The sequence below is a fragment of the Streptomyces sp. NPDC047014 genome, from assembly GCF_040644195.1.
GTDB lineage: Bacteria > Actinomycetota > Actinomycetes > Streptomycetales > Streptomycetaceae > Streptomyces.
This window is the reverse complement of the sequence record NZ_JBEYVX010000005.1, coordinates 171935-198126: the sequence shown is the minus strand read 5'-3', so window position 1 is coordinate 198126 and position 26192 is coordinate 171935. Positions and strand designations below refer to the sequence as shown.

The window sequence follows — 26192 nt, the reverse complement described above, 5'->3', positions numbered from 1 at the left end:
TCGGGGGGTCAGGCGCGGACGTCGACCGGCACGGACAGGGGCTCGAAGGCCCCCACGGCGGTGGACAGGAGGGGGAGTCGCAGGGGCAGGGTGGTGGTGGCCGTGACGGGACCGGCCGGGAGGGTCAGATCGGCGCCGGCGCGCTCGGCGCGGGCCGCGAGGTCGACGAGCAGCGGCGCGCCGCAGGCGATGAGCGTGCGGACGGCCAGGACCAGGTCGCCGAGGTCGGAGGGCACGTCCACCGCGACGCGGTCGGCCTGCTTGAGCAGCCGGTCCAGGTGCACGACCAGCAGGTCGGCGGCCCGGTGCAGGCTGAAGCTCTCCAGCTCGTAGTGCGAGCGGAAGCGCTCGACGAGGATGGCGGCGTGCTCGGCGCCGGTCGCGGACACCGGGAGGGCCGCGTCGGCCGGTACGCCGGCCAGCATCTCCTCCAGGCGGCCCGCGAGCCGGTTCCACGGCTCGACCAGGCGGTCGGCGGCCAGCTGCTCCAGCGCCTCGCGGCTGAAGTTCGTCCGGGAGTGCTCCGGGGCGGTCAGCGCCAGGTAGAAGCGGACCAGGTCGCGGGGGACCTCGGCCACCAGGTCGGCGGCCCAGACCACGTGGCCCTTGCTGGTGGAGAACTTCTGGTTCTCCAGCTCGTAGAACTCGTTCGAGACGATGGCGTGCGGCTCGACGTAGCGGTCGCCGTGCGCCATCAGCAGCGCCAGGTGCGTCATTCCCCAGAAGTAGACGTTGTCGAATCCGAGGAAGTAGACGAGCTCGATGCCGTGCTCGGAGAGCCAGTGCTCGTCGTAGCGGTCGGCGTGCTCACCGAGCTGCTCGGCCGCCCACCAGGTGCAGTACATCGAGGCGGCCATGCCCTCGGCCCAGGCGTTGAGCACCTGGCCCGGGGTCTCGGTGAACGGCGCCGGGATGCCCCAGCCGGTCGGGTAGGTGATCGGGAAGTCCGGCAGCGGGCGGTCCAGGGCCTCGCGGATGAGCTGCGCGGTGTGCGGGCGCAGCACGTCGCGGTGGCGGACGTAGTAGTCCGCGAGCCGGTCGCGGTACTCCTCCATCGGCAGCACGAGGATCTGCGCCTCGTGGTGGGTGACGACGGCGTCCGGGTCGACGGTGGAGCGCGGGCGCAGCAGCTCGTCGAAGTTGTTCGGGTGGCCGCAGGACTCGCAGAGCCCGCCGCGGCTCTCCACCAGGCAGACCGGGCAGTCGCCCGCGACCAGGCCCTCCATGAGGTATTCGCCGGTGGCCTCCACATAGGGCAGCCGGACCGTCTTGAGGCGGAAGGCGCCGTCGGTGTGGAGGTCGGTGACGAAGTCGATGACGGTCTGCCGGTAGCCCTTGTCGAAGGGCGCGAAGCCGTCGACGGAGATCCCGGCCGCCTCCAGGGTGGCGCGGATCTGCTGCGCCGAGCGCAGCGCCAGCTCCTCCGGGGTCAGGCCGGCGCGGGCGGCGCTGGAGACCACGTAGGTCTGGCTGTCGTCGGTGCCGCTGGTGAAGATCACCGGGCGGCGGGAGGCCCGCAGGTAGCGGGCGTAGACGTCACCCGCGATGTACGGGCCGGCCAGGTGCCCGGTGTGCAGGTCCCCGTTGGGGGTGGGCGGCGGCGCGATGATGACCGTACGGGGTGTCATGCCTGGGCTCCTTCGTGGCGTGCCGCGAACCGCTGCGTCATGTCGAGGTCCCACCAGACCGAATACATCTCGAAGTCCGCGTCGGACTCGTTGATCACGCGGTGGGCGGTGCCGGGGGTGAAGTGGACGATGTCGCCCGTCACGAAGGGCTTGCGCACTCCCTCCGACTCCAGGACCGCGGAGCCGGCGACGGCGATGAAGATCTCGTACTCGTGGTGGGCGTGGGCCGTCGAGGCGGTTCCGGGGCGGATCACGCACCAGGAGCCCTCGAAGGGGGCGTTGAGCTCGGGCCAGGGCAGCAGGCGCTGGGCGTCGAGCCCGTTCTCGTGCGTCAGTCCGTCGCGGTCGAGTTGCTTGGTGAGCATGTGCTTCGGTCTCTCCTCGTCATGCGGTGTCGGCTCGTGGGGGGTGCGGTCCTCAGACCGCGCCGGCGAGGGCGAGTTCGCGCTCCTCGGCCTGGAACTCCACCGACCGGGACCGGCGGTGGGCGAGGATGTCCTGGGTGATCTCGGCGGAACGGCCGGCCAGGACGCTGAGCAGCGAGTCCGCGATGCCGTGGGTGGCCTCGTTGACGCCCTGCAGGTAGACGGCGGCGGCCGCGGGGCGGCCGAGGTCGAGCCGGTAGGCCCGGCTGACGTTGATCTCGTCGAGCCCGATGGACGCGGCGAGGGTCTTGACCGCCCACGGCATCGCGCGGACGAAGCCGGTGCCGAGCAGGACCAGGTCCGTGCGCATCTCGCGCTCGGTGCCGGACTTGCGGTCGACGAGGGTCAGGACGACCTCCTCGCCCTCCATCCGGGCGGCGGCCACATCGGTCATGGGCTGCATGCCCAGGCGCTCCCCGCCGCTGCGGCGGTCCTGGTAGAACTGCCGGTAGAGGCCGTCGAGGGTGGCCGGGGCCAGACCGCCGTAGTTGGAGCGGTACATCTCGGCGAGCAGCTGCTGGCGGGCCTCGGGCGAGGACTCGTAGAACTCGTCGATGAAGGAGGAGTAGTACAGCTCGTTGGTGAACTTGCTGCTCTCGTAGCCGTTGAGGCCGATCGAGCGCATGATCATCGTGGGCTTGCACTCGGGCAGGTCCCGCAGGGCCGCGCCGAACAGCTCGGCCGCGCTCTGCGCGCCGCCGATCACCGCGACGCGGTGCGGCAGGTCCGCCCGCACCTCGCCGATGCGCTGGCTGTACTGGGTGCTGTGGATGACGCGGTCGGCCGGCAGCCCGGCGAAGACCTCGGGGATGTGGGCGTCGCGGCCCGCGCCGATGACCAGGTAACGGCAGCCGATGGTGTCGCCGTTCGACAGCGAGACCACCCAGCCGGAGAGCTCGCCGTCCTCGCCGGTGACCGGCTCGACGGAGGTGCACTCGCGGCCGTATTCGACCTTGACGGTCTCCAGCTCGTTCGCGACCCATTGCAGGTATTCGGATATCTCGCTGCGATAGGGGACGAAGCTGGCCAGGTTGACAAAGGCGTCCAGGCGCTCCTGCGAATGAAGGAAGTTGACGAAGGAGAAGCGGCTGGTCGGGTTGCGCAGGGTGACCAGGTCCTTGAGGAAGGAGACCTGGCTGAGCGCGTCGGGCAGGAGCATGCCGCGCTGCCACACGATGTCGTGCTCGCGCTCGATGAGCAGGGTGTCGCCGGCCAGCTCGGGGGCGAGCTCCTCGACGGCGATCGCCAGCGCGAGGTTCGCCGGACCTGCACCGACTGCGAGCAGTTCGACGTTGCGATGCGCCATGGAAGTACCTCCAGATGGAACAGGTGGACAGGTTGGTACGGTCAGGCAGGACGGTCCGGGCCGTTGTGCGGCGTCCCTTTCTTGCCTTGCGAAACCGGTTGATGACCTCATTCCAGGGGTAGGCGCGATTGCCCGGAACAGATGACGGGCACGGACAATCAACTCGGCGGCGGACCTGGCGGGGCCGTTGATTGGCCGGTGTTCCGGGGGCCTTCCGGTCAATACGGGGCGGCCTTTCCATGGGGCCGAGTGATCAGTTGACCCACGTGATCAGTTGCGTCACACGTATCCGGCGGGCCGGACCATCCCCCGGCCCCCGGGCTTCCATCGCCACCCCATGAGAAGGAGCCCTCCGTGCCGCTCACCGAGCCCATCACCCCCGCCGGCGCCCTGCACCGTTCCGAGAGCACCGCCCGCGTCGCCACGCGCCGCCGCCTGCTGATGTGCCGGCCCCGCCACTACGACGTCACGTACTCGATCAACCCGTGGATGAACCCGCAGCACAGCACGGACAACGCGCTCGCGGTCCGGCAGTGGGAGGGCTTGCGCGACCTGTACCTCGAACTCGGGCACGTGGTCGAGGAGATAGATCCGCTGGAGGGCCTGCCCGACATGGTGTTCGCCGCCAACGGCGCCACCGTCGTGGACGGCAAGGTCTACGGCGCCCGCTTCCGCCACGCGGAGCGCACGGCGGAGGGCCCGGCGTACCTGCGGTGGCTGGAGTCCCGCGGCTACACGGACACGCTGTGGCCGGAGTTCGTCAACGAGGGCGAGGGCGACATCCTCACCGTGGGACGGCGCCTGCTGGCCGGCACCGGCTTCCGCACCGACCCGCGCTCGCACGCGGAGGCGCAGGAGTTCTTCGGGCTGCCCGTCACCTCGCTGACGCTGGTCAACCCGGACTACTACCACCTGGACACGGCGCTGTCCGTGCTCTCGGACGACGAGATCATGTACTACCCGGCGGCCTTCTCCCAGGGCAGCCAGGCGGTGCTGCGCGCCATGTTCCCCAACGCGATCCTGGCCTGCGCGCAGGACGCGGCCGTCTTCGGCCTCAACGCCTTCTCCGACGGCCGCCATGTGCTGCTGCCCGCCGCGGCCACGGGCCTGCACGCCAAGCTGCGGGCGCGCGGCTTCGAGCCGATCGGCGTGGAGCTGTCCGAGCTGCTGAAGGCGGGCGGCAGCGTGAAGTGCTGCACGCTGGAGCTGCGCGACCGCTGAGCGCCTCGCGCCCCGGGAGCTTCATGAGAGACCCCTTCCGGCCCGTACTCCACGGGCCCGGGAGGGGTCTCTTGCCGTACGGGGCCCCGCGCGGTCAGAGGTTGGCGCGGATCAGCTCCAGCAGCCCGGGGAAGCGCTGCTCCAGGTCCTCCCGGCGCAGGGTGGCGGCCCGGCTGTTGCCGCGGTCCACCTGCCGCACCAGTCCGGCCTCGCGCAGGATCCGGAAGTGGTGGGTGATCGTCGACTTCGAGACCGGGAGGTTGAAGGAGGCGCAGGTGCGCGCGGTGCCCTCCGGTTCCCGCACCAGGGCGGAGACGACCGAGTAGCGCAAGGGGTCGGCGAGCGCGCCGAGCACGGTCAGCAGGCTCATCTCCTCGGCCGAGGGGTGGCCATCCTCGTCGGGCATCGTCGCCCTCCTTCCTGAGGTACGGGTTGCATCATACCTCTCCCCTGTGCCAGCTTTAGGTTCGACGGAAACCGTACCTGGTCGCCAGACGGCCGGACCGAGCCTGGAGTAGTGCCCCCATGAGTACGCAGACCACCTCGTCGGCCGCGCCACCGGTGCCGGCGGAAGGGCAGCCGGGCCGCAACCTGACCCTGGCCGCCGTGCTCCTCGCCGTGTTCGTCGTCCCCATGTCGATCTCCGGCACCGCCGTCGCCCTGCCCGGCATCGGCGCCGACACCGCCGCCGGGCTCGCCCCCCTCCAGTGGGTGGTCAACGCCTTCAACGTCGCCTTCGCCTGCTTCACCCTCGTCTGGGGCTCCGTCGCCGACATCGTCGGCCGCGTCAAGGCGTTCGCCGCCGGCGCCGCCGTCTACGCCGTGGCCTCCCTGGCCAGCGCCGTCGCCACCGACGTGCTGTGGCTGGACGCCGCCCGCGCCCTCGCCGGCATCGGCGGCGCGGCGATCTTCTCCTGCGGCGCCGCGATCGTCGCCACCGTCTTCGACGGCCCCGCCCGCGCCAAGGCGTTCGCCCTCTTCGGCACCGTGGCGGGCGTCGGCGTGGCCATCGGCCCCTCGCTGGCCGGCGTACTCGTCCAGGGCCTGGGCTGGCGCTGGGTGTTCGCGGTGCACGCCGTCGCGCTGCTCCTCGTCCTGCTGGCCGTGCCCGCCATCGCCAGGTCGATGCCCTCCGACAGCGGCAGCGGCGCCGGCATCGACCTCCCGGGCAGCGCGCTCTTCGTCGTCGCCATGGTGCTGCTGACCACCGCCATCGTGCAGGGCTCGCAGTGGGGCTGGGGCAGCGCCGGGGTGCTGTCGCTGTTCGCCGGCGCGGTCGTGGTCCTCGGCCTCTTCGCCGTGGTCGAGAACCGCCGCGAACACCCCATGCTGGACCTGAGCGTGCTGCGCAACCGGCGCTTCGTGGGCCTGTGCCTGGTGCCCGTCGCCGCCTCCTTCGGCTTCGTCACCATGCTCACCTACCTGCCCAGCTACCTGACCGCCGTCACCGGACGCGACAGCGGCGCCGCGGGCCTGACCATGCTGCTGCTCACCGCGCCCGTGCTGATCTGCCCGATGCTCGCCGCGAAGCTCGTCACCCGCGGGGTCTCCGCGCTCACCCTCATCTACGTCAGCCTCGCCTGCCTCGTCGCCGGCGACCTGGCCCTCACCCTCTTCTCCCCCGATGTGAAGATCCTCGTCGTCGCCCTCCCGATGCTGGTCACCGGCGCCGGCATGGGCCTCTCGGCGGGCCTCGTCGACGGCCAGGCCCTGGAGCTGATCGACCCGGCCAAGGCGGGCATGGCCGCCGGCTTCCTCAACACCCTGCGCCTGGGCAGCGAGGCCATCGCCGTCGCCGTCTACGGCTCGGCGCTGGCCACCGTGCTCGGCAACCGCATCTCCGACGGCATCGGCGGCCACGCCGGCGCCTCGCACGCGGACCAGGTCGCCGACCAGGCCGCGGGCGGGGACTTCGCCCGCGCCACCGAGGTGTCCGGCGCCGTGGACACCGAGGCGTTCGGCCACTTCCTGGCCCAGTCCTACGACTCCGCCTTCCACACCGTGCTCTGGGGCCTCGCCGCGGTCTGCGTCGTGCTCTGCGCCGTGGTCGCCGCCCTGCTGCGCGGCGGATCCGCCGAGCGCGCGGCCTGACGGCCCGCCCGCCGGGCCCGTGAGCCCGGGGAGCGCCCACCGCGCCCCCCGCCCGGCCCGTGCGACACCACCCGAGACCGGCCCGGCGCCCCCTTCCCCCGTGGCGCCGGGCCACCCGCGTCCCCAGGAGAGGACCCGCGCCCCATGAACCACCCCCACGAGGACCCCCGCCCCCTGCACGCGCAGGTCCTGGTCGTCGGGGGCGGACCCGTCGGCATGCTCACCGCCGCCGAGCTCGGCCACCACGGCGTCTCCACCGTCGTCCTCGAAGCCGCCCCGCACACCGTGGACCAGCCCAAGGCGGGCACCCTGCACGCCCGTACCGCGCAGGGGCTGGCCCGCCGCGGCCATCTGCCCTCGCCCGCCGCCACCGAGGACCGGCTGCGGCGCGGCTCCGCCGACGCCTTCCACTTCGCGGGCATGCCGGGGCTCGTGATCACCGCCCCGGCCACGGAGCCCGGCCCGATCGTCGGCCGTTCCCAGGCCGATCTGGAACGGGACTTCGAGCGCCTGGCCCGCGAGCGCGGTGTCACCGTCCTGCGCGGCCACCGGGTCACCGCGATCACCCAGGGGCCGGAGACCGTCGAGGTCACCGCCGAAGGACCGCACGGCCCACGGAGGTTCACCGCCGAGTACGCCGTCGGCGCGGACGGCGCCCGCAGCACGGTCCGCTCCCTGCTGGGCTTCGCCGAGGACGTCCACCCGGCGACCGTCTCCGCCCTGCTGGGCCTCGTCCGGCTGACCGATCCGGACTCCGTGCCCTACGGCTGGCACCGCACCCCGCGCGGCTGGACGGTCGCGGGCGTCAATCCGTACGGGCACAGCCGCTTCATCACCATCGACTTCCGCGGCCCGCACCCCGACCGGCACTCCGCGCTCACCACCGAGGAGCTGAGCCGGGAGGGCGAGCGCATCCTCGGCCGCCCCGTGCCGATGACCGACCCGGTCTTCTTCTCCCGGTTCAGCGACTTCGCCCGCCTGGTGCGCGACTACCGCAAGGGCCGGGTCTTCCTCGCCGGGGACGCCGCGCACGTGCACTTCCCCGTGGGCGGGCAGGGGCTCAACCTCGGTCTGCAGGACGCCCTCAACCTCTCCTGGAAACTGGCCCACACCCTCGCGGGCACCGCCGGCAAGGACCTGCTCGACACCTACGACGCCGAACGCCGGCCCGCCGGACGGCGCGTCATCGACAACACCCGGGCCCAGCTCGCCCTGATGCGCCCGGACCCGGGCCTGGACCCGCTGCGCGAGCTCGTCACCGAACTGCTCGGGCTGGAGGAGGTCACCACCCGCCTGGGCCAGATGATCAGCGCCCAGGAGACGGCGTACCCGGCCCGCACCGGGGGCGGTTCCCCCTGGGAGGGCCGCTTCCTGCCCAACCTGCCGCTCACCACGGAGGACGGCCCGGCCGACCTGACCCGGCTGCTGCTGCCCGGCCGCCCCCTCCTGCTGCTGATCGGCGGGGCGGGCGCCGCCGCCCACCGCGGTCCCGCGCGGGGCTGGGACCACGTGCTGCGCACCGTGGCCGCCACCTCCGCGAACCCGCTGCCCTGGGAGGCCGTCCTCGTCCGGCCCGACGGTTACATCGCCTGGGCGGCGGACGGGGAGCCGCTGGCCGACGCCCTGCGCCGGTGGTTCGGCGAGGCCCGTTGAGGCACACGCCGGAGGGCGGGCCCGGCAGCGCCGGACCCGCCCCTCCCGCCCTTCCCGCACCGGCCGGACGGGACCGCCGCGCGGCCCGCCCGGCCGCCGGCTCACCAGCGCACGGGCAGCGAGGTGGGCCGGCGCAGCACGGTGCCGTTGTCCCAGGGCATCGCGGCCGGGTCGACGGCCGGGGCCAGATCCGGGAACTCCCGTGCCAGGCGCGTCAGTACGGTCACGATCTCCATGCGGGCCAGCGCCGCCCCCATGCAGTGGTGCATGCCGTAGCCGAACTGCAGGTGCCGCTTGGCCGACGTGCGGTCCGGGTCGATGACCAGGGGGTCCGGGAAGGCGTCCGGGTCGCGGTTGGCGGCGAAGGCGTCCGGGTAGACCACGGTGCCCGCGGGCACGGTCCCCTCGCTCGTCTCCAGGTCCCGGCCCGCGATGCGCGGGAAGGCCGAGATGGTGCCCAGCGGGATCAGCCGGATCAGCTCCTCCGCCAGCCGCGGGGCCATGTCCGGGTCGTCGGCGAGCCGCCGCCACAGGGCCGGCGCCGCGAGCAGCGCGTACAGCGACTTGGCCAGGACGGACACCACGTTCTGGTCGGCGCCCAGCAGCGAGCCGAAGAAGATCCCGGTCAGCTCGGCGTCGTCCAGCGGCGGTTCGGCCCGGTCCCGGCCGGCCCGGAAGCGGTCGATCAGCCCGCCGGGCACCACCGGCCGGACCCCGGTGACCAGGTCCTGGACGTAGCCGTACACCCGGTAGAAGTGCCCGACCAGGTCCGGCACGTCCTCGTGCGAGGCGATCTGCACGATCCGCGCCGAGGGCCGGAAGTACGGGATGTCCTCCACCGGGACCCCGAGGAAGGCGCAGTTCACCTCGATCGGCACCCGGTCGACGAGGTCGGTGAAAAGGTCCGGCGCGTCCGAGGCGCGCAGCCGCGCGATGCCCTCGTCCACCACCCGGTCCAGGACCGGGCGCAGCCGCTCGGTCCCCGCGGCGCTGTAGTCGGCGGCGACGAAGCCGCGGACCCGGGCGTGGTGCGGGGCGTCCAGGTTGAGCAGCAGCTCCTTCGGCATCACGGTCGGCAGGAAGCTCGGCCCGTCCTCGACGTTGGTGGCGGTACGGCCGGACGCCGGGTCGGTGAGCACCTTGTGCACATCGGCGTAGCGGGTCAGGTGGACGACGTCATGGCCGCTCGGCAGCCGGATGAGCGGCACACCCCCGGGCCCGCGCCCGGCGAGCGGGGTGAAGGCCGGGACGGGGTCGAGGTGCGGGATGTCCGCGACGGTGACGGCGGCGGACGTGACGGTGCTGGTCATGGGTGCTCCGTGGGAGGTGGGGTACGTCAGACGAGGGCGGGCAGCCCGGTCAGTCCGGCCAGATCGCGGACGGCCTGGGCGTTGTTGCGGAAGTGGACCGCGCGCCAGCCGACCGAGCGGGCGGCCGCGCAGTTCTCGGCGAGGTCGTCGACGAGCACGCACTCCGCGGCCGGGACCCCGGCCTCCTTCTCGGCCCGCCGGAAGATCTCCGGATCGGGCTTGCGGACGCCGACCTTGCAGGAGTCGACGACGCAGTCGACCTCGCCGACGGGGGCGACGATCGCGCGCCAGTGGGCCTCCCACTCGACGACGTTGTTGCTGAGGATGCCCACCCGGTAGCCGTGCTCCTTGGCGTGCCGGGCCGTGGAGACCATCACCGGATTGGCGCTGACCCCCTCGAACCACTGCTCGCCGAAGCTCCGCAGGCGGGCCCGGGAGAGGTCGATGCCGGGGTTGGCCTCGGCCAGGACCCGGGCCATGGCCGCGCCCCACTCCTCCTCGGTGAGCAGGGCCAGTTCCAGCGGGGCCAGCGGTTCGTGGCCCAGCTCGGCCGCGACGGCGGCGAGGGCGGTCTTCATCTGGCGCGGGCTGATGCCGGCGCGCGCGTGGTAGGAGTCGAAGAGGTCGTCGAGCGGCGGCGAGAGCACGCCGCCGAAGTCGAACCAGATCATGGGCTGGGGCACTGCGCTGTCTCCTCGGGTGTCCCGGACGGAAGGGTACGGACGCTCAGGCACCGGCGCCGGCGGGCACGAGGCGCTGCAGCAGCGCGCCGCCGATGGGGCGGGTGAGGGCGAGGTGCACGCGGGCGCGGGCGATCCGCTCCTCCTGGCTCATGTCGATCTCGAAGGCCACCGAGTCGGGGTCGGGGGACTCCACCACGCGCACCAGGCAGTCGGTGGGCAGCTCGAACTCGCCGAAGCGCGTGAAGTCCGTCTCGACGCGCGTGAGCAGCAGCCCCTGCGGGGACAGCCCGAACAGCTCGTGCGCGGCGTGCACCGCGGACTGCCGGAACGCCTCGAAGATCAGCGCGCCCGGGATGTGGTCCAGCGGGTGGTCGAAGAGGGCCGGGTTGGCCTGGTCCACGACCACCTGGGTCAGCACCTCGCGCTCGCGGACCGCGGTCTCGGACAGCACCACGTTGTGCGGGGAGATCCGGCCGACGGCGCCGGGGGCGACCCGGCGGCCGGTGGGGTGCGGCCGGGCGGCGCCGGGCGCGAGCGAGGCCCGGCCCTTCTCGCGCATCCGGTTCCAGGCGGCGCCGGGCATCCACTGGCAGGTGGTGCGCATGGTCGCGGCCTCGCGCCCGTCGACGGTGAGGACCAGGTCGAGCGTGCTGCCGGTGACGACGCCGTCCCGGTGTCTCAGGCCCGCCTGGCGGGCGTGGATCAGCGCGTGGCCGGGCCGGACGCCGATCTGCAGCGCGGCGGCGTCGGTGACGATCATCTCGCCGCTGTTGAAGATGAACTTCTCGTCGACGGCCGCGTCGAGGAAGGTGTGCGCGGTGTAGATCGACGCCTGGCGGAACACCTCGACCAGGAGCAGCGGGTCGTAGACGGCGGGCGTGGCCAGCTGGTCGCTGTAGTAGCTGTGGACGCGCGGGAGTTGGGCGGCGATGAGGTAGGCGTCGTCGGCCAGCCGGACCGAGTCGGTGAGGAAGACCTCACAGACCGCGGCGCGGTGGACGAGAGCCCGGGTCACGGTGCTCGCATAGCTGAGTTCGGTGTCCAGGATCGCGGACATGGCGGACATGGCTGAGTTCCCCCTCATTGCATGCAGGTACGTCTCCGACCGGAGGTACGCATGCGACCGTACCTTGATCAAGCGCCCGGCCACCGTGGCGTACGCCACTCCACCGGCTTGATCCGTGTGAACACTGCGTTTCGGGAGCGGGCGGAGTTCAGCCCTCCGCCGCCCTTACCGGAATGCCCTCGACGGGCCTTCCACCCAAGGCCGGAAACAGCCGTCAGGGACTAACGGAAGCCCCGCGGCCGGCTCTCGCGCGGACCGGCCGGGCCTCGCGCCCCGCGGCCGGAATCACCCCGCCAAACCGGCGCCCCCCGGGCCGACTTGTGGACGGACATCTCGAACACACCCCCCGATGCATAGATGTATCCACCATACAGACGACCGCCCCAAGCGCACGCAAAATACCCCCCGCCCGGCGTTTCCGCAGGTCGGAGGGTATGTGGTGTGGAGCCTAGGAGATTCGAACTCCTGACATCTGCCTTGCAAAGGCAGCGCTCTACCAACTGAGCTAAGGCCCCGAGGAACTGGACGCACCGGTCCCCTGGGAGATAGGTGGACGTTCCGCAGAACAGAGTACCGGGTGTACCCCCTCATCTCGCAAAATGATAGGGACTCCCGCCCCGCGACCACTCTCCGTAAGATGCTCGCGAGGTTCGCACCAGCGAAGGGGAGTAGCAAGAGTGGACGCAGTCCAGCAAGATGCCACCGCCAGAGCCAGAGAGCTCCAGCGCAGTTGGTACGGGGAGCCGCTCGGAGCCCTCTTCCGCCGGCTCATAGATGATCTCGGCCTGAACCAGGCCCGCCTCGCTGCCGTCCTCGGACTGTCGGCGCCCATGCTGTCCCAGCTGATGAGCGGCCAGCGCGCCAAGATCGGCAACCCCGCCGTGGTGCAGCGCGTCCAGGCCCTCCAGGACCTCGCCGGCCAGGTGGCCGACGGCAGCGTCAGCGCGGTGGAGGCCACGGACCGGATGGACGAGATCAAGAAGACCCAGGGGGGCTCCGTCCTGAGCGGCGGCGGCCAGGCCACCGTCGGTTCCGGCGCACCGACCGTCAAGCGGGTGGTCCGCGAGATCCAGTCCCTGCTGCGCTCGGTCTCCGCCGCCGGGGACATCATCGACGCGGCCGACACGCTCGCCCCCACCCACCCGGAACTGGCAGAGTTCCTCAAGGTGTACGGAGCGGGCCGCACCGCGGACGCGGTCGCCCACTACGAGGCGCACCAGAACTGAGACGCGGGAACGGGCCGAGGGTGACGGGGGACGGGCGCAGCGATGGGTGAGGTCTTCGCCGGTCGGTACGAGCTGATCGATCCGGTCGGGCGCGGGGGCGCGGGCGCCGTGTGGCGGGCCTGGGACCACCGCCGCCGCCGCTACGTCGCCGCGAAGGTCCTCCTCCAGGGCGACGCGCACATGCTCCTGCGGTTCGTGCGGGAGCAGGCCCTGCGCATCGACCACCCGCATGTGCTCGCGCCCGCCAGCTGGGCGGCCGACGACGACAAGGTCCTCTTCACCATGGACCTGGTCGCGGGCGGCTCGCTCGGCCATGTGATCGGGGACCACGGCCCCCTCCCGCCGCGGTTCGTGTGCACCCTGCTCGACCAGCTCCTGTCGGGACTGGCGGCGGTCCACGCGGAGGGCGTCGTCCACCGCGACATCAAGCCGGCCAACATCCTGATGGAGGCCACCGGAACCGGGCGGCCGCACCTGCGGCTGTCCGACTTCGGCATCTCCATGCGCAAGGACGAGCCCCGGCTGACCGGGACCGACTTCGTGGTCGGCACCCCCGGCTATTTCGCGCCCGAGCAACTGGCCGGCGCCGAACCCGACTTCCCCGCCGACCTGTTCGCCGTGGGACTGCTCGCCCTCTACCTCCTCAAGGGCACCAAGCCCGACTCCCGTGCGCTGGTGGAGCACTTCCGCGCCCACGGCACCCCGCCCGCGCCCGAGGGCGTTCCCGCCCCGCTGTGGGACGTCGTCGCCACGCTGCTGCAGCCCGTCCCCGACAGCCGGTTCAGGACGGCCACGGGGGCGCGCAGAGCCCTTGCCGAGGCCGCGCAGCTCCTGCCGCCGCCCGCCCCGGACGAGCCCGCGGTACAGATCGCCGACCAACTCGGCCCCCTGCCCCCGGGGTTCGGCCCGGAGGGCCCGACGGGGGCGGGCGCCCCGGCGGAGCGGGCGGGCACACCCGCCGGTCCGGCCGCCCTGGCCGCCGAGCCCACCCGTACGGATCCCCGCGCCGCGCCGCCCCCGCAGCCCGCGGCGCCCCCCGCACCGGTGCCCGCGCCCGGTGTCCTCGGGCCCGCGCCCGGCGCCCCGGAGACCGGGAGCTTCCCTCTGCCGCCGCCCGGCGCCCCGCAGACCGGCGGCTTCCCTCTGCCTCCGCCCGCGGCGCCCGCCGCCGCGGCCCGCCGCGCGGGCGGGATCGCCCCGCCCTCGCCCAAGGCCGTGGCCGCGCTGCTCGCCGCCGCCCTGCTCGGGTTCGCGATCGGGGTCTGGGCCCTCACGCAGGTGTAGTGCCGCGCCCCCGCCGCCCGAGCAGGATCCAGCCGCCCAGCACGAGCAGCAGGACGGTCCCGGTGCCGAAGCCGGCCCCGGCCACCACCGTCATCACCGACCGGGTCCGCGCCGCCTCCGCCGCCTCCGGGGCGGTGAGCCCGTCCGCGGCCGCCGTACGGTCCCGCGCGCCCACGGCGAAGCCGCCGCGTGCCGGGTCCTCCTGGTAGGCGGGCGCCTTGCCCGGGGTCCCGGCCAGCTCCAGCCGCAGGGTGAGGGGGACGGGCACCGCGTCCTCGGTGAAGTCCGCGACCTTCCCTCCCATGGTGACGGCGAGGTAGTACCAGCCCGCGACCCCCGCGGCCCGCACCTCGCGGTCCCCGGAGAAGCGGTTCTCGTAGCCGACGGGCGCGGTCTTGTCGAGGGTGATCCCGGCCTGCACCCCGTTGTAGGAGGTCTCCTCGCGGGAGACCTGCCCCCGGTAGGGGTTGTAGAGGGTCACGGCCAGTCCGCCCGAGGCGGAGGCGTACTTCTTGGTGAGGCGGGCGGCCGACAGCTCGGCCCCGACGCCCAGTTGCTGTCCCCAGTCGAGCGGCACCCGGTACCAGCGGGTCTGGCCGGGCCGCAGCTCGTCGCGCCAGACCCCGGCGCCGAGGGCCCGCGCGTCGTTGAAGCCGGTGCCGCCGGCGCGGCCCGCCGGCTCGGAGCCGGGCAGCGCGGGCGCCCCGGAGGGCCAGGCTTTCGGCGCGGTGGTGGGCTGGCCCGGACCGCGCCCCGGTTCGCGCTGGACGGTGAGTTCGAGCGGCCAGGGGCTCTGGTCGGAGTCCTTGGCCGCGGTCCGGGTGACCTTGGCGTAGTACACCCCGGCGGCAGCGCACGTCCGGTCCTCGGAGCCCCAGCGGACGCCCGCGGCGGCCAGCGGCACGGCGTCGTAGCCGAAGTTCGACCGGCCGGTGCTGTCCTCGCAGGAGGTCCCGGCGGTGGTCATCAGCTCGACCTCGATGCTGTCACTGCCCGACACCCTGGCCCCGGCCGGGGGCCGGACCACGGCGGAGACATAGGCGTTGGAGCCGTCCTTCTCCAGGACGAGCCGGTAGTACCGGTCCCCGGGCCCGAGGGTGTCCTGGTAGCTGTGCCCGGCCTCGACGAGCGGGGCGTCCGCCGTGGAGGGCTTGCCCTGTACGGCCTGCGAGCCCTCGGCGGCCCGGTAGACGGGCGGCGGCTGCGGCGCGGCCCCCTCGGCGTACGCGGTGGCGGGCGGGACCGCCAGCAGGCCCAGGGCCACCGCCCCCACGGTCGTCCGTACCCGATCCATCACGCGCCCACCCCGAGTTGCTAACGCAAGCCGAATCTTTGCATATCGGAATTTATCGCCACAGAACAGCACGAAGCCCCGGCCGCAGCGGCAGCCGGGGCTTCATGAACTCAGCCTTCGGTCTCACACACCGGAACCAGAGGGCACGGAGTCGGTAGCCTCCGTCCACAGGTCCTGCTCGGCGCGGTCCGCCTGGATCTGGCGGTACACGAGGAGCCCGCCGATGGCGGCCAGTGCGACCAGGAGCAGCTTCTTCACCGCGCGACCTCGTCTTTCGTTGACGTAGGGGGACTTCTGTCGCCCAACAATACACACCGACCGATACCGATCGGTGACCTCCCCGTCCCCCGCCCGGCCCAACGACGGACCCCCGTCACGCAGAAGGACCCCGGCCGTTCCCGGCCGGGGTCCTTCTCACTGTGGGGCTAACAGGATTTGAACCTGTGGCCTCATCCTTATCAGGGATGCGCTCTAACCAACTGAGCTATAGCCCCTCCGCGCTGCGCGCTGACTCCTGAAGATTAGCGCACAGACCCGGTCAGGCCAAAATCGGTTCCCCGGGGGCGTCTGCGCAGGTCATCCGACCCGTCACCGGCGCTTCTCCGGGAGGACTACTCGTCCTCGGCGAGCGTCAGCTCCACACCGCCGACGAATCCCGCCGACAGGTTGTAGATGAACGCGCCCAGGGTCGCCAGCGCCGTCGCCAGCACCACGTCGATGACCGCGATCACCGAGGTGAAGATCAGCACGCGCGGCAGCGACATGAAGGACTGCAGGTCGAAGCCGTTGCCCTCGTTCGAGCCGGTGGCCTCGCTGATGGTGCCGCCGACGGTCGAGAAGACGCCCATCGCGTCCATGACCATCCACAGCACCGCCGCCGCCACGATCGTGCAGATGCCGAGCGCGATCGACAGCAGGAAGCTGACCTTCATCACCGACCACGGGTCGGCCTTGGCCACCCGCAGCCGTGCCTTGCGCGTGCGGGGGGTCGTACGGACCGGCGTACGCGGCTTGCGCTGCGTGCCGGCCGCCCCGGCGCCCCGCGGCCCGCCCGGGCCCGCGGGCGACGCGTACGCCTGCGGGGGCTGGTAGGGCTCGGCGGGACGGCCCTCGGCGGTGTTCGCCTCGGCCCCTGCCTTCGTTCCTCGGGTGTCCGTCACGGTTCCCCCCTGGGAGTCCGCGGCGGGGCCACGGGCACCTTTCGCTCCAGTCTTGGCCGGTCCGGCGCCCGTGGCTCCACTCACGACTTACTCCTCGTGCTCCCCGGCCGAAGGCTGCGTGCCCTCGGCTGCCTCGGCGGCCGGTGCGTCGGCCCCCTCGGTCTCGATCTCGTCCGCCTCGGCCTCGTCGGCTTCCTGACCGGCTTCGGCGTTGCGGGCGATGCCGACCACGGCATCGCGCTTGCCCAGGTTGATCAGCTGGACGCCCATGGTGTCACGACCGGTCTCCCTGACTTCATTGACGCGCGTACGAATCACACCACCGCTGAGCGTGATGGCGAGAATCTCGTCCGTTTCGTCCACCACGAGCGCCCCGACGAGGGAACCGCGGTCCTCCACGATCTTGGCGGCCTTGATGCCCAGACCACCACGGCCCTGGACGCGGTACTCGTCGACCGCCGTCCGCTTGGCGTAACCGCCGTCGGTCGCGGTGAAGACGAACGTACCGGGCCGGACCACGCTCATCGAGAGCAGCTCGTCCCCTTCACGGAAACTCATGCCCTTCACACCCGAGGTCGCGCGGCCCATCGGGCGCAGCGCGTCGTCGGTGGCCGTGAAGCGGATCGACTGCGCCTTCTTGCTGATCAGCAGCAGGTCGTCCTCGGCGGACACCAGCTCGGCACCGATCAGCTCGTCGTCGCTGCCGTCCTCGGTCTCCCGGAGGTTGATCGCGATGACACCGCCCGAGCGCGGCGAGTCGTAGTCCTTGAGCGCCGTCTTCTTCACCAGGCCGCCCTTGGTGGCCAGGATCAGGTAGGGCGCCGCGTCGTAGTCGCGGATCGCGAGGATCTGCGCGATCTTCTCGTCCGGCTGGAAGGCCAGCAGGTTCGCGACGTGCTGCCCGCGCGCGTCGCGTCCGGCGTCGGGGAGCTCGTACGCCTTGGAGCGGTAGACGCGGCCCTTGTTCGTGAAGAACAGCAGCCAGTGGTGCGTGGTGGAGACGAAGAAGTGGTCGACCAGGTCGTCCTGCTTCAGCTTGGTGCCGCGCACGCCCTTGCCGCCGCGCTTCTGCGAGCGGTAGTCCTCGGTCTTGGTGCGCTTGACGTACCCGCCGTGGGTGATGGTGACGACGATGTCCTCCTCGGCGATCAGGTCCTCGATGGACATGTCACCGTCGAAGGGCACCAGCTTGGAGCGCCGGTCGTCGCCGAACTTCTCGACGAGCGCGGCCAGTTCCTCGCTGACGATGGAGCGCTGGCGGGACTCGGAGGCCAGGATCGCGTTGTACTCGTTGATCTTGGCCTGGAGTTCGTCGTGCTCAGCGACGATCTTCTGCCGCTCCAGGGCCGCGAGGCGGCGGAGCTGCATCTCCAGGATCGCGTTCGCCTGGATCTCGTCGATCTCCAGCAGGCCCATCAGGCCCTCGCGCGCGATCTCGACCGTGTTGCTGCGCCGGATGAGCGCGATGACCTCGTCGATCGCGTCCAGCGCCTTGAGCAGGCCGCGCAGGATGTGGGCGCGCTCCTCCGCCTTGCGCAGGCGGAAGCGGGTGCGCCGGACGATGACCTCGATCTGGTGGGTCACCCAGTGGCGGATGAAGGCGTCGATCGACAGGGTGCGCGGCACCCCGTCCACCAGCGCCAGCATGTTCGCGCCGAAGTTCGTCTGCAGGTCGGTGTGCTTGTAGAGGTTGTTCAGCACCACCTTGGCCACGGCGTCGCGCTTGAGCACGATCACCAGGCGCTGGCCGGTGCGCGAGGAGGTCTCGTCGCGGACGTCGGCGATGCCGCCGACCCTGCCGTCCTTGACCAGGTCGGCAATCTTCTGCGCGAGATTGTCCGGGTTGGTCTGGTACGGCAGCTCCGTGACCACCAGGCACTGGCGGTTCTGGATCTCCTCGACGGCGACCACCGCGCGCATGGTGATGGAGCCGCGCCCGGTCCGGTACGCCTCCTCGATGCCCTTGCGGCCGACGACGAGCGCGCCGGTGGGGAAGTCCGGGCCCTTGATGCGCTCGATGAGCGCGTCCTGCAGCTCCTCGTGCGAGGCGTCCGGGTGCTCCAGCGCCCACTGGGCGCCGGCCGCGACCTCGCGCAGGTTGTGCGGCGGGATGTTGGTGGCCATACCGACCGCGATGCCGGCGCTGCCGTTGACCAGCAGGTTCGGGAAGCGGGCCGGGAGCACGGTCGGCTCCTGGTTGCGGCCGTCGTAGTTGTCCTGGAAGTCGACGGTCTCCTCGTCGATGTCCCGGAGCATCTCCATGGCCAGCGGCATCAGCTTGCACTCGGTGTAGCGCATGGCGGCCGCCGGGTCGTTGCCCGGGGAGCCGAAGTTGCCGTTGGAGTCCACCAGCGGCATGCGCATCGACCACGGCTGGGCCAGACGGACCAGGGCGTCGTAGATGGAGCTGTCGCCGTGCGGGTGGTAGGTGCCCATGACGTCGCCGACGACGCGGGCGCACTTGTAGAAGCCCTTCTCGGGCCGGTAGCCGCCGTCGTACATCGCGTACAGCACCCGGCGGTGGACGGGCTTGAGGCCGTCCCGGACGTCGGGCAGCGCACGCGAGACGATGACGGACATCGCGTAGTCGAGGTAGGAGCGCTGCATCTCCGTCTCGAGCCCGACGGGCTCGATGCGCAGCTGCTGCTCCTCCTCGGCGGGATTCTCTGCGTTCTGGGCGGGCTGGGTGGTCTCGTCGGCCATTGCTGGTCAGAAGTCCTTTCAGGCGGCGGTCAGCGTCGGGCCGACTCAGATGTCGAGGAAGCGGACGTCCTTGGCGTTGCGCTGGATGAAGGAGCGCCGGGCCTCGACGTCCTCACCCATCAGCACCGAGAACAGGTCGTCGGCCTGCGCCGCGTCGTCGAGGGTCACCTGGCCGAGCACCCGGTGGTCCACGTCCATGGTGGTGACGCGCAGCTCCTCCGCGTTCATCTCGCCCAGACCCTTGAAACGCTGGATCGAGTCCTCCTTGATGCGCTTGCCGTTCTGCTTGCCGAGCTCCACCAGGGCGTCGCGCTCGCGGTCCGAGTACGCGTACTCGAAGTCGTCGCGGCCCCACTTGATCTTGTAGAGCGGCGGGCGGGACAGGTACACGTGACCGGCCTCGACCAGCGGGCGCATGAAGCGGAAGAGGAAGGTCAGCAGCAGGGTGTTGATGTGCTGGCCGTCGACGTCGGCGTCCGCCATCAGGATGATCTTGTGATAGCGCAGCTTCTCGATGTCGAAGTCCTCGTGCACCCCGGTGCCGAAGGCGCTGATCAGCGCCTGGACCTCGGTGTTCTGGAGGATCTTGTCGATACGGGCCTTCTCGACGTTCAGGATCTTGCCGCGGATCGGCAGGATGGCCTGGTACATCGGGTTGCGGCCGGACTTCGCCGAGCCGCCGGCGGAGTCGCCCTCGACGATGAAGATCTCGCACTTGGTCGGGTCGTTCGACTGGCAGTCGGACAGCTTGCCCGGCAGGGACGCGCTCTCCAGCAGGCCCTTGCGGCGCGTGAGGTCGCGGGCCTTGCGGGCCGCGACGCGCGCGGTGGCCGCCTGGATCGACTTGCGGATGATGTCCGCGGCCTCGACCGGGTTGCGGTCGAACCAGTCGTTCAGGTGCTCGTGGACCACCTTCTGCACGAAGGTCTTGGCCTCCGTGTTGCCCAGCTTGGTCTTCGTCTGGCCCTCGAACTGGGGCTCGCCCAGCTTCACCGAGATGATCGCCGTCAGACCCTCGCGGATGTCCTCGCCGGCGAGGTTGTCGTCCTTCTCGCGGAGCAGCTTCTTGTCCCGCGCGTAGCGGTTGACCAGGCCGGTCAGCGCCGCGCGGAAGCCCTCCTCGTGGGTGCCGCCCTCGTGCGTGTGGATCGTGTTCGCGAAGGAGTAGACCCCCTCGGTGTACTGCGAGTTCCACTGCATCGCGATCTCGACCGAGAGCATGCGCTCCTTGTCCTCGGCCTCGACGTCGATGACGGTCGGGTGGATCAGCTCGCCCTTGCGCGAGTTGAGGTACTTCACGAAGTCGACGATGCCGCCCTCGTAGTAGTACTTCACCGTGCGCGCGGCGGGCTCGGCGATGTCCGCGTCGGGGTCGTCCGCGCCGACCGTGGCCTTCGCCGACTCGCGCTCGTCGGTCAGCGACAGGGTCAGGCCCTTGTTGAGGAAGGCCATCTCCTGGAAGCGCCGCGACAGCGTCTCGAAGGAGTACTCGGTGGTCTCGAAGATGTCGCCGTCGGCCCAGAAGGTCACCGAGGTGCCGGTCTCGGCCGTCTCCTCGTTCTTGGCCAGCGGAGCCGTCGGCACGCCGAGCTTGTAGTCCTGGGTCCAGCGGTGGCCGTCCGTCCGGACCTCGACCGCGACCTTGGTCGACAGGGCGTTCACGACGGAGACACCCACGCCGTGCAGACCACCGGAGACGGCGTAGCCGCCGCCGCCGAACTTGCCGCCCGCGTGCAGGACGGTGAGGACGACCTCGACGGCCGGCTTGCCCTCGGACGGCACGATGCCGACGGGGATGCCGCGGCCGTTGTCGACCACGCGCACCCCGCCGTCGGCGAGGATCGTGACGTCGATGGTGTCCGCGTGCCCGGCCAGGGCCTCGTCGACCGAGTTGTCGACGACCTCGTAGACGAGGTGGTGCAGACCACGCTCACCGGTCGAGCCGATGTACATACCCGGCCGCTTGCGCACGGCGTCCAGGCCCTCGAGGACCTGGATCGCACTGGCGTCGTAATTCTTCTCGTTGGAGTCGCCGGAATCGGCCACGAAGCGCCCTTTCTGGCACAGCGCAGCCCGTACTCCGGACCAGCAAGTGCACCGGCGGGAGCGGCCGCGTCGATCTGCGTTGTCTGCCTGATCCCGCAAACGGGCGGGATTTGCTCCAGTCTACCGGTACCACTGACATGAATGGGGGTTTGCCGGTACCTGAGTACGCATGTGCCGCCCTGAACCTCCTCTCTCCGACTCCCCACATCCGGGCAGGGGCTCAAAGTGGCTCACACGGGCACCCAGCGCTTCGGGCTGTCAACCTCCGGCTACCGTGAGGGACGCCACCCGCATCGGGGGCTACTCACCCGTAGGTATCGCCCGGTCCGGTGCTCCCGGGAGCCCGCCAGGGCCCGTACCCCTTCGGCCGTCCGCCCGGCCCCTGCACCTTGATCAGCCGTACGGTGCCCTGCCCCAGGTCCGCGTTGAGCCGGGCCACCAGCTGCGGGGCGAGCAGCTTGAGCTGCGCCGCCCAGGCCGAGGAATCGCAGCGCACGACCAGTTCACGGTTCTCGTAGCGCTGCGGTTCACAGTGGGCCGCGATCTCCGGGCCGACGATCTCCGGCCAGCGCTCCATCACGCCCGCCACCGCCATCGGCATCTCCCAGCCGTGCTCGGTGCGCAGCCGGTCCAGCGCCGCCATCAGCGGCATCGGGTCCCGGCCGTCCGCGCGGGCACCCGAGCGCAGCCCCGGCTGGCGGCCCTTGCGCGCGCTCGCCGCGTTGCCCCGGGCCCGCGCCTGCTCCCGCGCGGCCGCCAGCGCCTGGCGGGCCAGGTCCACCCCGGAGGGCTCGGGGGCCCTGCGGCCCTGCGGCGCGTTCTCGCCCTGCTCGTTCACAGCCGGGTCACCTCACCACCGGACACCCCGTACCGCGCTCCCACCAGCACGCCGGGGACGTCGTCGTCGACCGCCGCCGTCACGAGCACCTGCTCGCCCGGCGCCACCAGCTCGGCCAGCCGCTCCCGGCGCCGCGCGTCCAGTTCCGCGAAGACGTCGTCCAGGACCAGCACGGGCTCGCTGCCCTCGGAGCGCAGCAGCTCGTAGGAGGCCAGCCGCAGCGCCAGCGCGTACGACCAGGACTCGCCATGGCTCGCGTAGCCCTTGGCCGGGAGCTCCCCCAGGCTGAGGAGCACGTCGTCGCGGTGCGGGCCGACCAGGGTCACGCCGCGCTCGATCTCCTGCTTGCGGACCCCGCCGAGCGCGGCCAGCAGCACCTCGTGGAGCGCCTCCCGGGTGCGGGCCGCGCCGCTGTCCACCGGCTCGCCGGCCGAGGAGCGGTAGGCGAGGCCGAGCGGGCCGCCGCCGGGCGCGAGCTGCTCGTACGCCTTGTCGGCGAGCGGGAGCAGGGTCGCGAGCAGGTCCAGCCGCTGGGCCAGCAGCTCGGCGCCCGCCCGCGCCAGGTGCTGGTCCCACACGTCGAGGGTGGACAGGTCCATCGAGCGCCCGCCGTGCCGGCGGGCCATCGCCGCGGATTTCAGCAGGGTGTTGCGCTGCTTGAGCACCCGCTCGTAGTCCGAGCGCACTCCGGCCATGCGCGGCGAGCGCGCCGTGACCAGCTCGTCCAGGAACCGGCGCCGCTCGCCGGGGTCCCCCTTGACCAGCGCCAGGTCCTCCGGCGCGAACAGCACCGTCCGTACGATGCCCAGCACGTCCCGCGGCCTGACCTGCGAGGAGCGGTTGATGCGGGCCCGGTTCGCCCGGCCCGGATTGAGCTCCAGCTCCACCAGCTGCTGCCGCTCGCCCTGGGTGACGGCGGCGCGGATCACCGCGCGGTCCGCGCCCATCCGCACGAGCGGGGCGTCCGAGGAGACCCGGTGGCTGCCCAGGGTGGCCAGATAGCCGATCGCCTCGACGAGGTTGGTCTTGCCCTGGCCGTTGGGTCCTACAAAAGCGGTGACGCCCGGGTCGAGGGGAACCTCGGCCCGGGCGTACGAGCGGAAGTCGGCCAACGAGAGATGCGAGACATGCATACGGCGCCGACCTCCCCCGGCTTCCCACTGCTCGTTCGTACTGCTGTGCTGCTGAGCTGCTACTTCTTCTCGACCGCGTGGCCGCCGAACTGGTTGCGCAGCGCGGCGATCATCTTCATCTGCGGGGAGTCGTCCTGCCGCGAGGCGAACCGCGCGAACAGCGAGGCGGTGATCGCGGGCAGCGGTACGGCGTGGTCGATGGCCGCCTCCACCGTCCAGCGGCCCTCGCCCGAGTCCTGCGCGAAGCCGCGCAGCTTCTCCAGGTGCTCGTCCTCGTCGAGGGCGTTCACGGCCAGGTCCAGCAGCCAGGAGCGGATGACGGTCCCTTCCTGCCAGGAGCGGAAGATCTCGCGGACGTCGGTGACCGAGTCCACCTTCTCCAGGAGCTCCCAGCCCTCGGCGTACGCCTGCATCATGGCGTACTCGATGCCGTTATGGACCATCTTCGCGAAGTGGCCCGCACCGACCTTGCCGGCGTGCACGGCGCCGAAGTCGCCCTCCGGCTTGAGGGCGTCGAAGACCGGCTGGACGCGCGCGACGTGGTCCTTCTCGCCGCCGTACATCAGCGCGTAGCCGTTCTCCAGGCCCCAGACACCGCCGGAGACGCCGCAGTCGACGAAGCCGATGCCCTTGGCCGCCAGCTCGGCGGCGTGCTTCTCGTCGTCGGTCCAGCGGGAGTTGCCGCCGTCGACGACGATGTCGCCGATCGAGAGCAGTTCCGCCAGCTCGTCGACGGTGGACTGGGTCGCCGCGCCCGCCGGGACCATCACCCACACCACGCGGGGGGCCTGCAGGCTGTCCACAAGTTCCCGCAGGCTGTGGACATCGGCGAGGTCCGGGTTGCGGTCGTATCCGATGACGGTGTGGCCTGCGCGGCGGATGCGCTCGCGCATGTTGCCGCCCATCTTGCCGAGACCGACGAGACCAAGCTCCATCAGGTGGTTCCTTAAGCGTTGTGGCCGTCTTTGCCGGGGCTCCCGGGGCCGGGTCCGCTGGGACGCGGCGGGGGCGCCCACCGGATCCGAGCCTACGCCCGGCCGCGGCGGCGGGCCCCGCGGGCGCTCCCGGCTTTGCGCCTTCCCGGTGTCCCCAGGAGGTCCGCCCGGTGTCCCCAGGCTGTGGACGACGCCGGGCCCGGCCCCGCAGCGCGCGAGACCGGGCCCGACGTCGGCGGCGGTGGGTCAGCCGGACAGGCGCACCGGCATGATCAGGTACTTGTACGCCTCGTCCGCCTCGGCGTCGAGCGCCGGGCGGCCGCTGAGCAGCGCGGGCTTGGTCGAGGTGGTGAAGCTCAGCTGGGCCACCGGGGAGGCGATCGCGCTCAGGCCGTCCAGCAGGAAGGTCGGGTTGAAGGCGATCGAGATGTCGTCGCCCTCCAGCTGCGCGTCGACGCGCTCCACAGCCTGTGCGTCGTCGGAGGAGCCGGCCTCCAGGATCAGCACGCCCTGCTCGAAGCTCAGGCGGACCGGGGTGTTGCGCTCGGCCACCAGGGCCACGCGCTTGACGGCCTCGACGAAGGGCGCGGTCTCGATCACGGCGACGGAGTTGAACTCGGTCGGGAACAGCGTCCGGTACTTGGGCAGGTCGCCCTCCAGCAGCCGGGTGGTGGTGCGGCGGCCGGCGCCCTCGAAGCCGATCAGGCCCTCACCGGCACCGGAGCCGGAGAGCGCCAGGGTGACGGTGTCACCGCTGGTCAGCGAGTTGGCGATCTCCTGGAGCGTCTTGGCGGGCACCAGGGCCACGGCCGAGGCGTCCGGGTTCTCCGGCTTCCACAGGAACTCGCGGACCGCGAAGCGGTAGCGGTCGGTGGAGGCCAGGGTGACGCGGTCGCCCTCGATCTCGATGCGGACACCGGTCAGCACGGGCAGCGTGTCGTCACGGCCGGCGGCGGTGGCCACCTGCTTGGCGGCGGCGGCGAAGACCTCGCCGGGCACGGTGCCGGTCGCGGTCGGCATCTGCGGCAGCGCCGGGTACTCCTCCACAGGCAGGGTGTGGAGGGTGAACCGGGAGGAGCCGCAGACCACGGTCGCCCGTACACCGTCTGTGGAAATCTCCACCGGGCGGTTGGGGAGGGCGCGGCAGATGTCGGCCAGCAGCCGGCCGGAGACCAGGACGGTGCCGTCCTCCTCGACGTCCGCCTCGACGGAGACCCGCGCCGAGACCTCGTAGTCGAAGCCGGACAGGCTCAGCGTGCCGTCCTCGGCCTTGAGCAGCAGGCCCGCGAGAACGGGCACCGGCGGCCGGGCCGGGAGGCTACGGGCCGCCCAGGCCACCGCCTCCGCGAGTACGTCGCGCTCCACCCGGATCTTCACCGGAACCGCCTCCTGCTGTTGCTCGCTCGTCCGTCGGCCTTCGTCGTCGGCCCGTCGATGCCTCGACCGATGCCGGGGACCAGTCTGACGTACGGCGCCGACACTCGCTGCGGCCGCCGGTCAAGTCGGGACCTGGGCGGCGGGACGGCCGATCGACGAGTTGTGCACAGGACCCGCTTGAAAACCGAATCCGAGCTAACTGTCCATGGGAGTAGTAGTAGGGCCTGTGGAAACGGTGGATAACTCCGTTTGCGCAGCTCAGCCCGCGTTTTTTATCCACCGACCCTGTGTATGACACCGGTGGACAACCCGAGGTCCCTGTGGAGAAACAAAAGTTCTGCACAGGCTGTCCCCAGGAGACCCCGATTAGTCCACAGGTGTGTCCCCAGCTTTCCCCCGGTACTCCACAGCCCAAACGTCTACATCCGTGTGACGGCTTTCACTCCGGGCGGTGAGAGGGGGTGGCGCGTTGCCGAACAGTGGACAAGGGTGTGGAGAACCCTGCAGAACCTGTGCACAGGATGCGGGAACCTGTGGGCCGACGGTGGAAAACCTCGTGCACAGCCCTGTGGAGGAAGTCGTCGTCCACAGCCTGTGGATAACGTTTGTGCACAAATCCACAGGGGTCTGACCTGGTCTGATGGTTCCTCACCCGACGGCCCTGTGGACAGATTGTGGGTGACGGAGCCGGTCCCCAGGGTGTGGACGGAAGAAAGTCACCGAATCTGTGGATGAGTTGCTCCTCAGGGGGCGTATTCGAACAGACAAGAGGCGCACGGACGAAGACGAGCGCCCCCCTCAACGGCGAAGAGC

21 protein-coding genes and 2 tRNA genes are annotated in these 26192 nt (G+C 71.5%); 5 read left to right on the top strand and 18 right to left on the bottom strand.

Translation table 11 applies throughout. The features are described 5' to 3' along the window. Positions 1-8 precede the first annotated feature (8 nt). The 3 genes from ABZ873_RS05505 to ABZ873_RS05495 are packed head-to-tail and all read right to left on the bottom strand — an operon-like array spanning position 9 to position 3359. Positions 9-1628 carry a class I tRNA ligase family protein gene (locus tag ABZ873_RS05505; protein ID WP_360865550.1) on the bottom strand — a complete coding sequence of 540 codons (1620 nt, stop codon included), beginning with the start codon at positions 1626-1628 and terminating at the stop codon, positions 9-11. Beyond that, complete coding sequence (locus ABZ873_RS05500) at positions 1625-1993, bottom strand: cupin domain-containing protein (protein ID WP_360865547.1); 369 nt, start codon at positions 1991-1993, stop codon at positions 1625-1627. Before ABZ873_RS05500 ends, ABZ873_RS05505 begins: the two co-directional genes overlap by 4 nt. Before the next feature lie 52 nt (positions 1994-2045). Further along, on the bottom strand, positions 2046-3359 hold the full coding sequence (locus tag ABZ873_RS05495) for a SidA/IucD/PvdA family monooxygenase (RefSeq protein ID WP_360865544.1): 1314 nt from the start codon (positions 3357-3359) through the stop codon (positions 2046-2048). A gap of 354 nt (positions 3360-3713) precedes the next feature. Here ABZ873_RS05495 and ddaH point away from each other — a divergent pair, with 354 nt between their 5' ends. Next, entirely contained in the window at positions 3714-4580 is an 867-nt protein-coding gene (gene ddaH, locus ABZ873_RS05490) for a dimethylargininase (RefSeq protein WP_360865541.1), read from the top strand. Between the two features lie 94 nt (positions 4581-4674). Here ddaH and ABZ873_RS05485 read toward each other — a convergent pair whose 3' ends face one another. Continuing rightward, positions 4675-4986 carry a helix-turn-helix transcriptional regulator gene (locus ABZ873_RS05485; RefSeq protein ID WP_360865538.1) on the bottom strand — a complete coding sequence of 104 codons (312 nt, stop codon included), beginning with the start codon at positions 4984-4986 and terminating at the stop codon, positions 4675-4677. A 119-nt stretch (positions 4987-5105) separates the two neighbouring features. Between ABZ873_RS05485 and ABZ873_RS05480 the strand changes: the two genes are divergently transcribed. Together ABZ873_RS05480 and ABZ873_RS05475 are read left to right on the top strand one after the other, a co-directional pair. Continuing rightward, positions 5106-6671, top strand: coding sequence for an MFS transporter (locus ABZ873_RS05480; protein WP_360865535.1), 1566 nt, complete (start codon positions 5106-5108; stop codon positions 6669-6671). A gap of 144 nt (positions 6672-6815) precedes the next feature. Further along, positions 6816-8324 (top strand): FAD-dependent monooxygenase, encoded by a 1509-nt coding sequence (locus ABZ873_RS05475; protein WP_360865533.1) that lies wholly within the window; start codon positions 6816-6818, stop codon positions 8322-8324. A 101-nt stretch (positions 8325-8425) separates the two neighbouring features. Here the strand turns inward: ABZ873_RS05475 and ABZ873_RS05470 are convergent, their stop codons facing one another. The 4 genes from ABZ873_RS05470 to ABZ873_RS05455 form a co-directional block, all read right to left on the bottom strand. Continuing rightward, complete coding sequence (locus tag ABZ873_RS05470; RefSeq protein ID WP_360865531.1) at positions 8426-9634, bottom strand: cytochrome P450; 1209 nt, start codon at positions 9632-9634, stop codon at positions 8426-8428. 26 nt (positions 9635-9660) lie between these two features. After that, complete coding sequence (locus ABZ873_RS05465) at positions 9661-10317, bottom strand: HAD family phosphatase (protein ID WP_360865528.1); 657 nt, start codon at positions 10315-10317, stop codon at positions 9661-9663. A 43-nt stretch (positions 10318-10360) separates the two neighbouring features. Continuing rightward, entirely contained in the window at positions 10361-11383 is a 1023-nt protein-coding gene (locus tag ABZ873_RS05460) for a ScbA/BarX family gamma-butyrolactone biosynthesis protein (RefSeq protein ID WP_360865525.1), read from the bottom strand. Positions 11384-11825: 442 nt separating this feature from the next. Further along, positions 11826-11898 (bottom strand) — tRNA-Ala (locus tag ABZ873_RS05455). Positions 11899-12060: 162 nt separating this feature from the next. Here ABZ873_RS05455 and ABZ873_RS05450 point away from each other — a divergent pair. Both ABZ873_RS05450 and ABZ873_RS05445 read left to right on the top strand, forming a co-directional pair. Then, complete coding sequence (locus ABZ873_RS05450; protein WP_360865522.1) at positions 12061-12609, top strand: helix-turn-helix domain-containing protein; 549 nt, start codon at positions 12061-12063, stop codon at positions 12607-12609. 42 nt (positions 12610-12651) lie between these two features. After that, the gene (locus ABZ873_RS05445) at positions 12652-13893 is read left to right on the top strand and encodes a protein kinase (protein ID WP_360865518.1); all 1242 of its coding nucleotides are present in this window, start codon (positions 12652-12654) and stop codon (positions 13891-13893) included. On the opposite strand, the gene ABZ873_RS05440 is transcribed toward ABZ873_RS05445, so the two are convergent. The 10 genes from ABZ873_RS05440 to dnaN form a co-directional block, all read right to left on the bottom strand. After that, positions 13880-15187 (bottom strand): hypothetical protein, encoded by a 1308-nt coding sequence (locus tag ABZ873_RS05440; RefSeq protein WP_360865514.1) that lies wholly within the window; start codon positions 15185-15187, stop codon positions 13880-13882. The two genes, ABZ873_RS05445 and ABZ873_RS05440, sit on opposite strands and share 14 nt — an antisense overlap. 123 nt (positions 15188-15310) lie before the next feature. Further along, the gene (locus ABZ873_RS05435) at positions 15311-15445 is read right to left on the bottom strand and encodes a DLW-39 family protein (RefSeq protein WP_208809277.1); all 135 of its coding nucleotides are present in this window, start codon (positions 15443-15445) and stop codon (positions 15311-15313) included. Between the two features lie 162 nt (positions 15446-15607). Further along, a tRNA-Ile gene (locus tag ABZ873_RS05430) sits at positions 15608-15681 on the bottom strand. A 117-nt stretch (positions 15682-15798) separates the two neighbouring features. After that, entirely contained in the window at positions 15799-16431 is a 633-nt protein-coding gene (locus tag ABZ873_RS05425) for a DUF3566 domain-containing protein (RefSeq protein ID WP_360865510.1), read from the bottom strand. A 3-nt stretch (positions 16432-16434) separates the two neighbouring features. Then, positions 16435-18954, bottom strand: coding sequence for a DNA gyrase subunit A (gene gyrA, locus ABZ873_RS05420; RefSeq protein WP_360865623.1), 2520 nt, complete (start codon positions 18952-18954; stop codon positions 16435-16437). Positions 18955-19095: 141 nt separating this feature from the next. Further along, entirely contained in the window at positions 19096-21117 is a 2022-nt protein-coding gene (gene gyrB, locus ABZ873_RS05415) for a DNA topoisomerase (ATP-hydrolyzing) subunit B (protein ID WP_360865621.1), read from the bottom strand. A 283-nt stretch (positions 21118-21400) separates the two neighbouring features. After that, on the bottom strand, positions 21401-21934 hold the full coding sequence (locus ABZ873_RS05410; protein ID WP_360865507.1) for a DUF721 domain-containing protein: 534 nt from the start codon (positions 21932-21934) through the stop codon (positions 21401-21403). Next, on the bottom strand, positions 21931-23067 hold the full coding sequence (recF, locus tag ABZ873_RS05405; RefSeq protein WP_360865504.1) for a DNA replication/repair protein RecF: 1137 nt from the start codon (positions 23065-23067) through the stop codon (positions 21931-21933). Before recF ends, ABZ873_RS05410 begins: the two co-directional genes overlap by 4 nt. Positions 23068-23126: 59 nt before the next feature. After that, positions 23127-24083, bottom strand: coding sequence for a phosphogluconate dehydrogenase (NAD(+)-dependent, decarboxylating) (gene gnd, locus ABZ873_RS05400; protein ID WP_360865500.1), 957 nt, complete (start codon positions 24081-24083; stop codon positions 23127-23129). Positions 24084-24248: 165 nt separating this feature from the next. Further along, complete coding sequence (dnaN, locus tag ABZ873_RS05395; protein ID WP_360865496.1) at positions 24249-25379, bottom strand: DNA polymerase III subunit beta; 1131 nt, start codon at positions 25377-25379, stop codon at positions 24249-24251. Positions 25380-26192 lie beyond the last annotated feature (813 nt).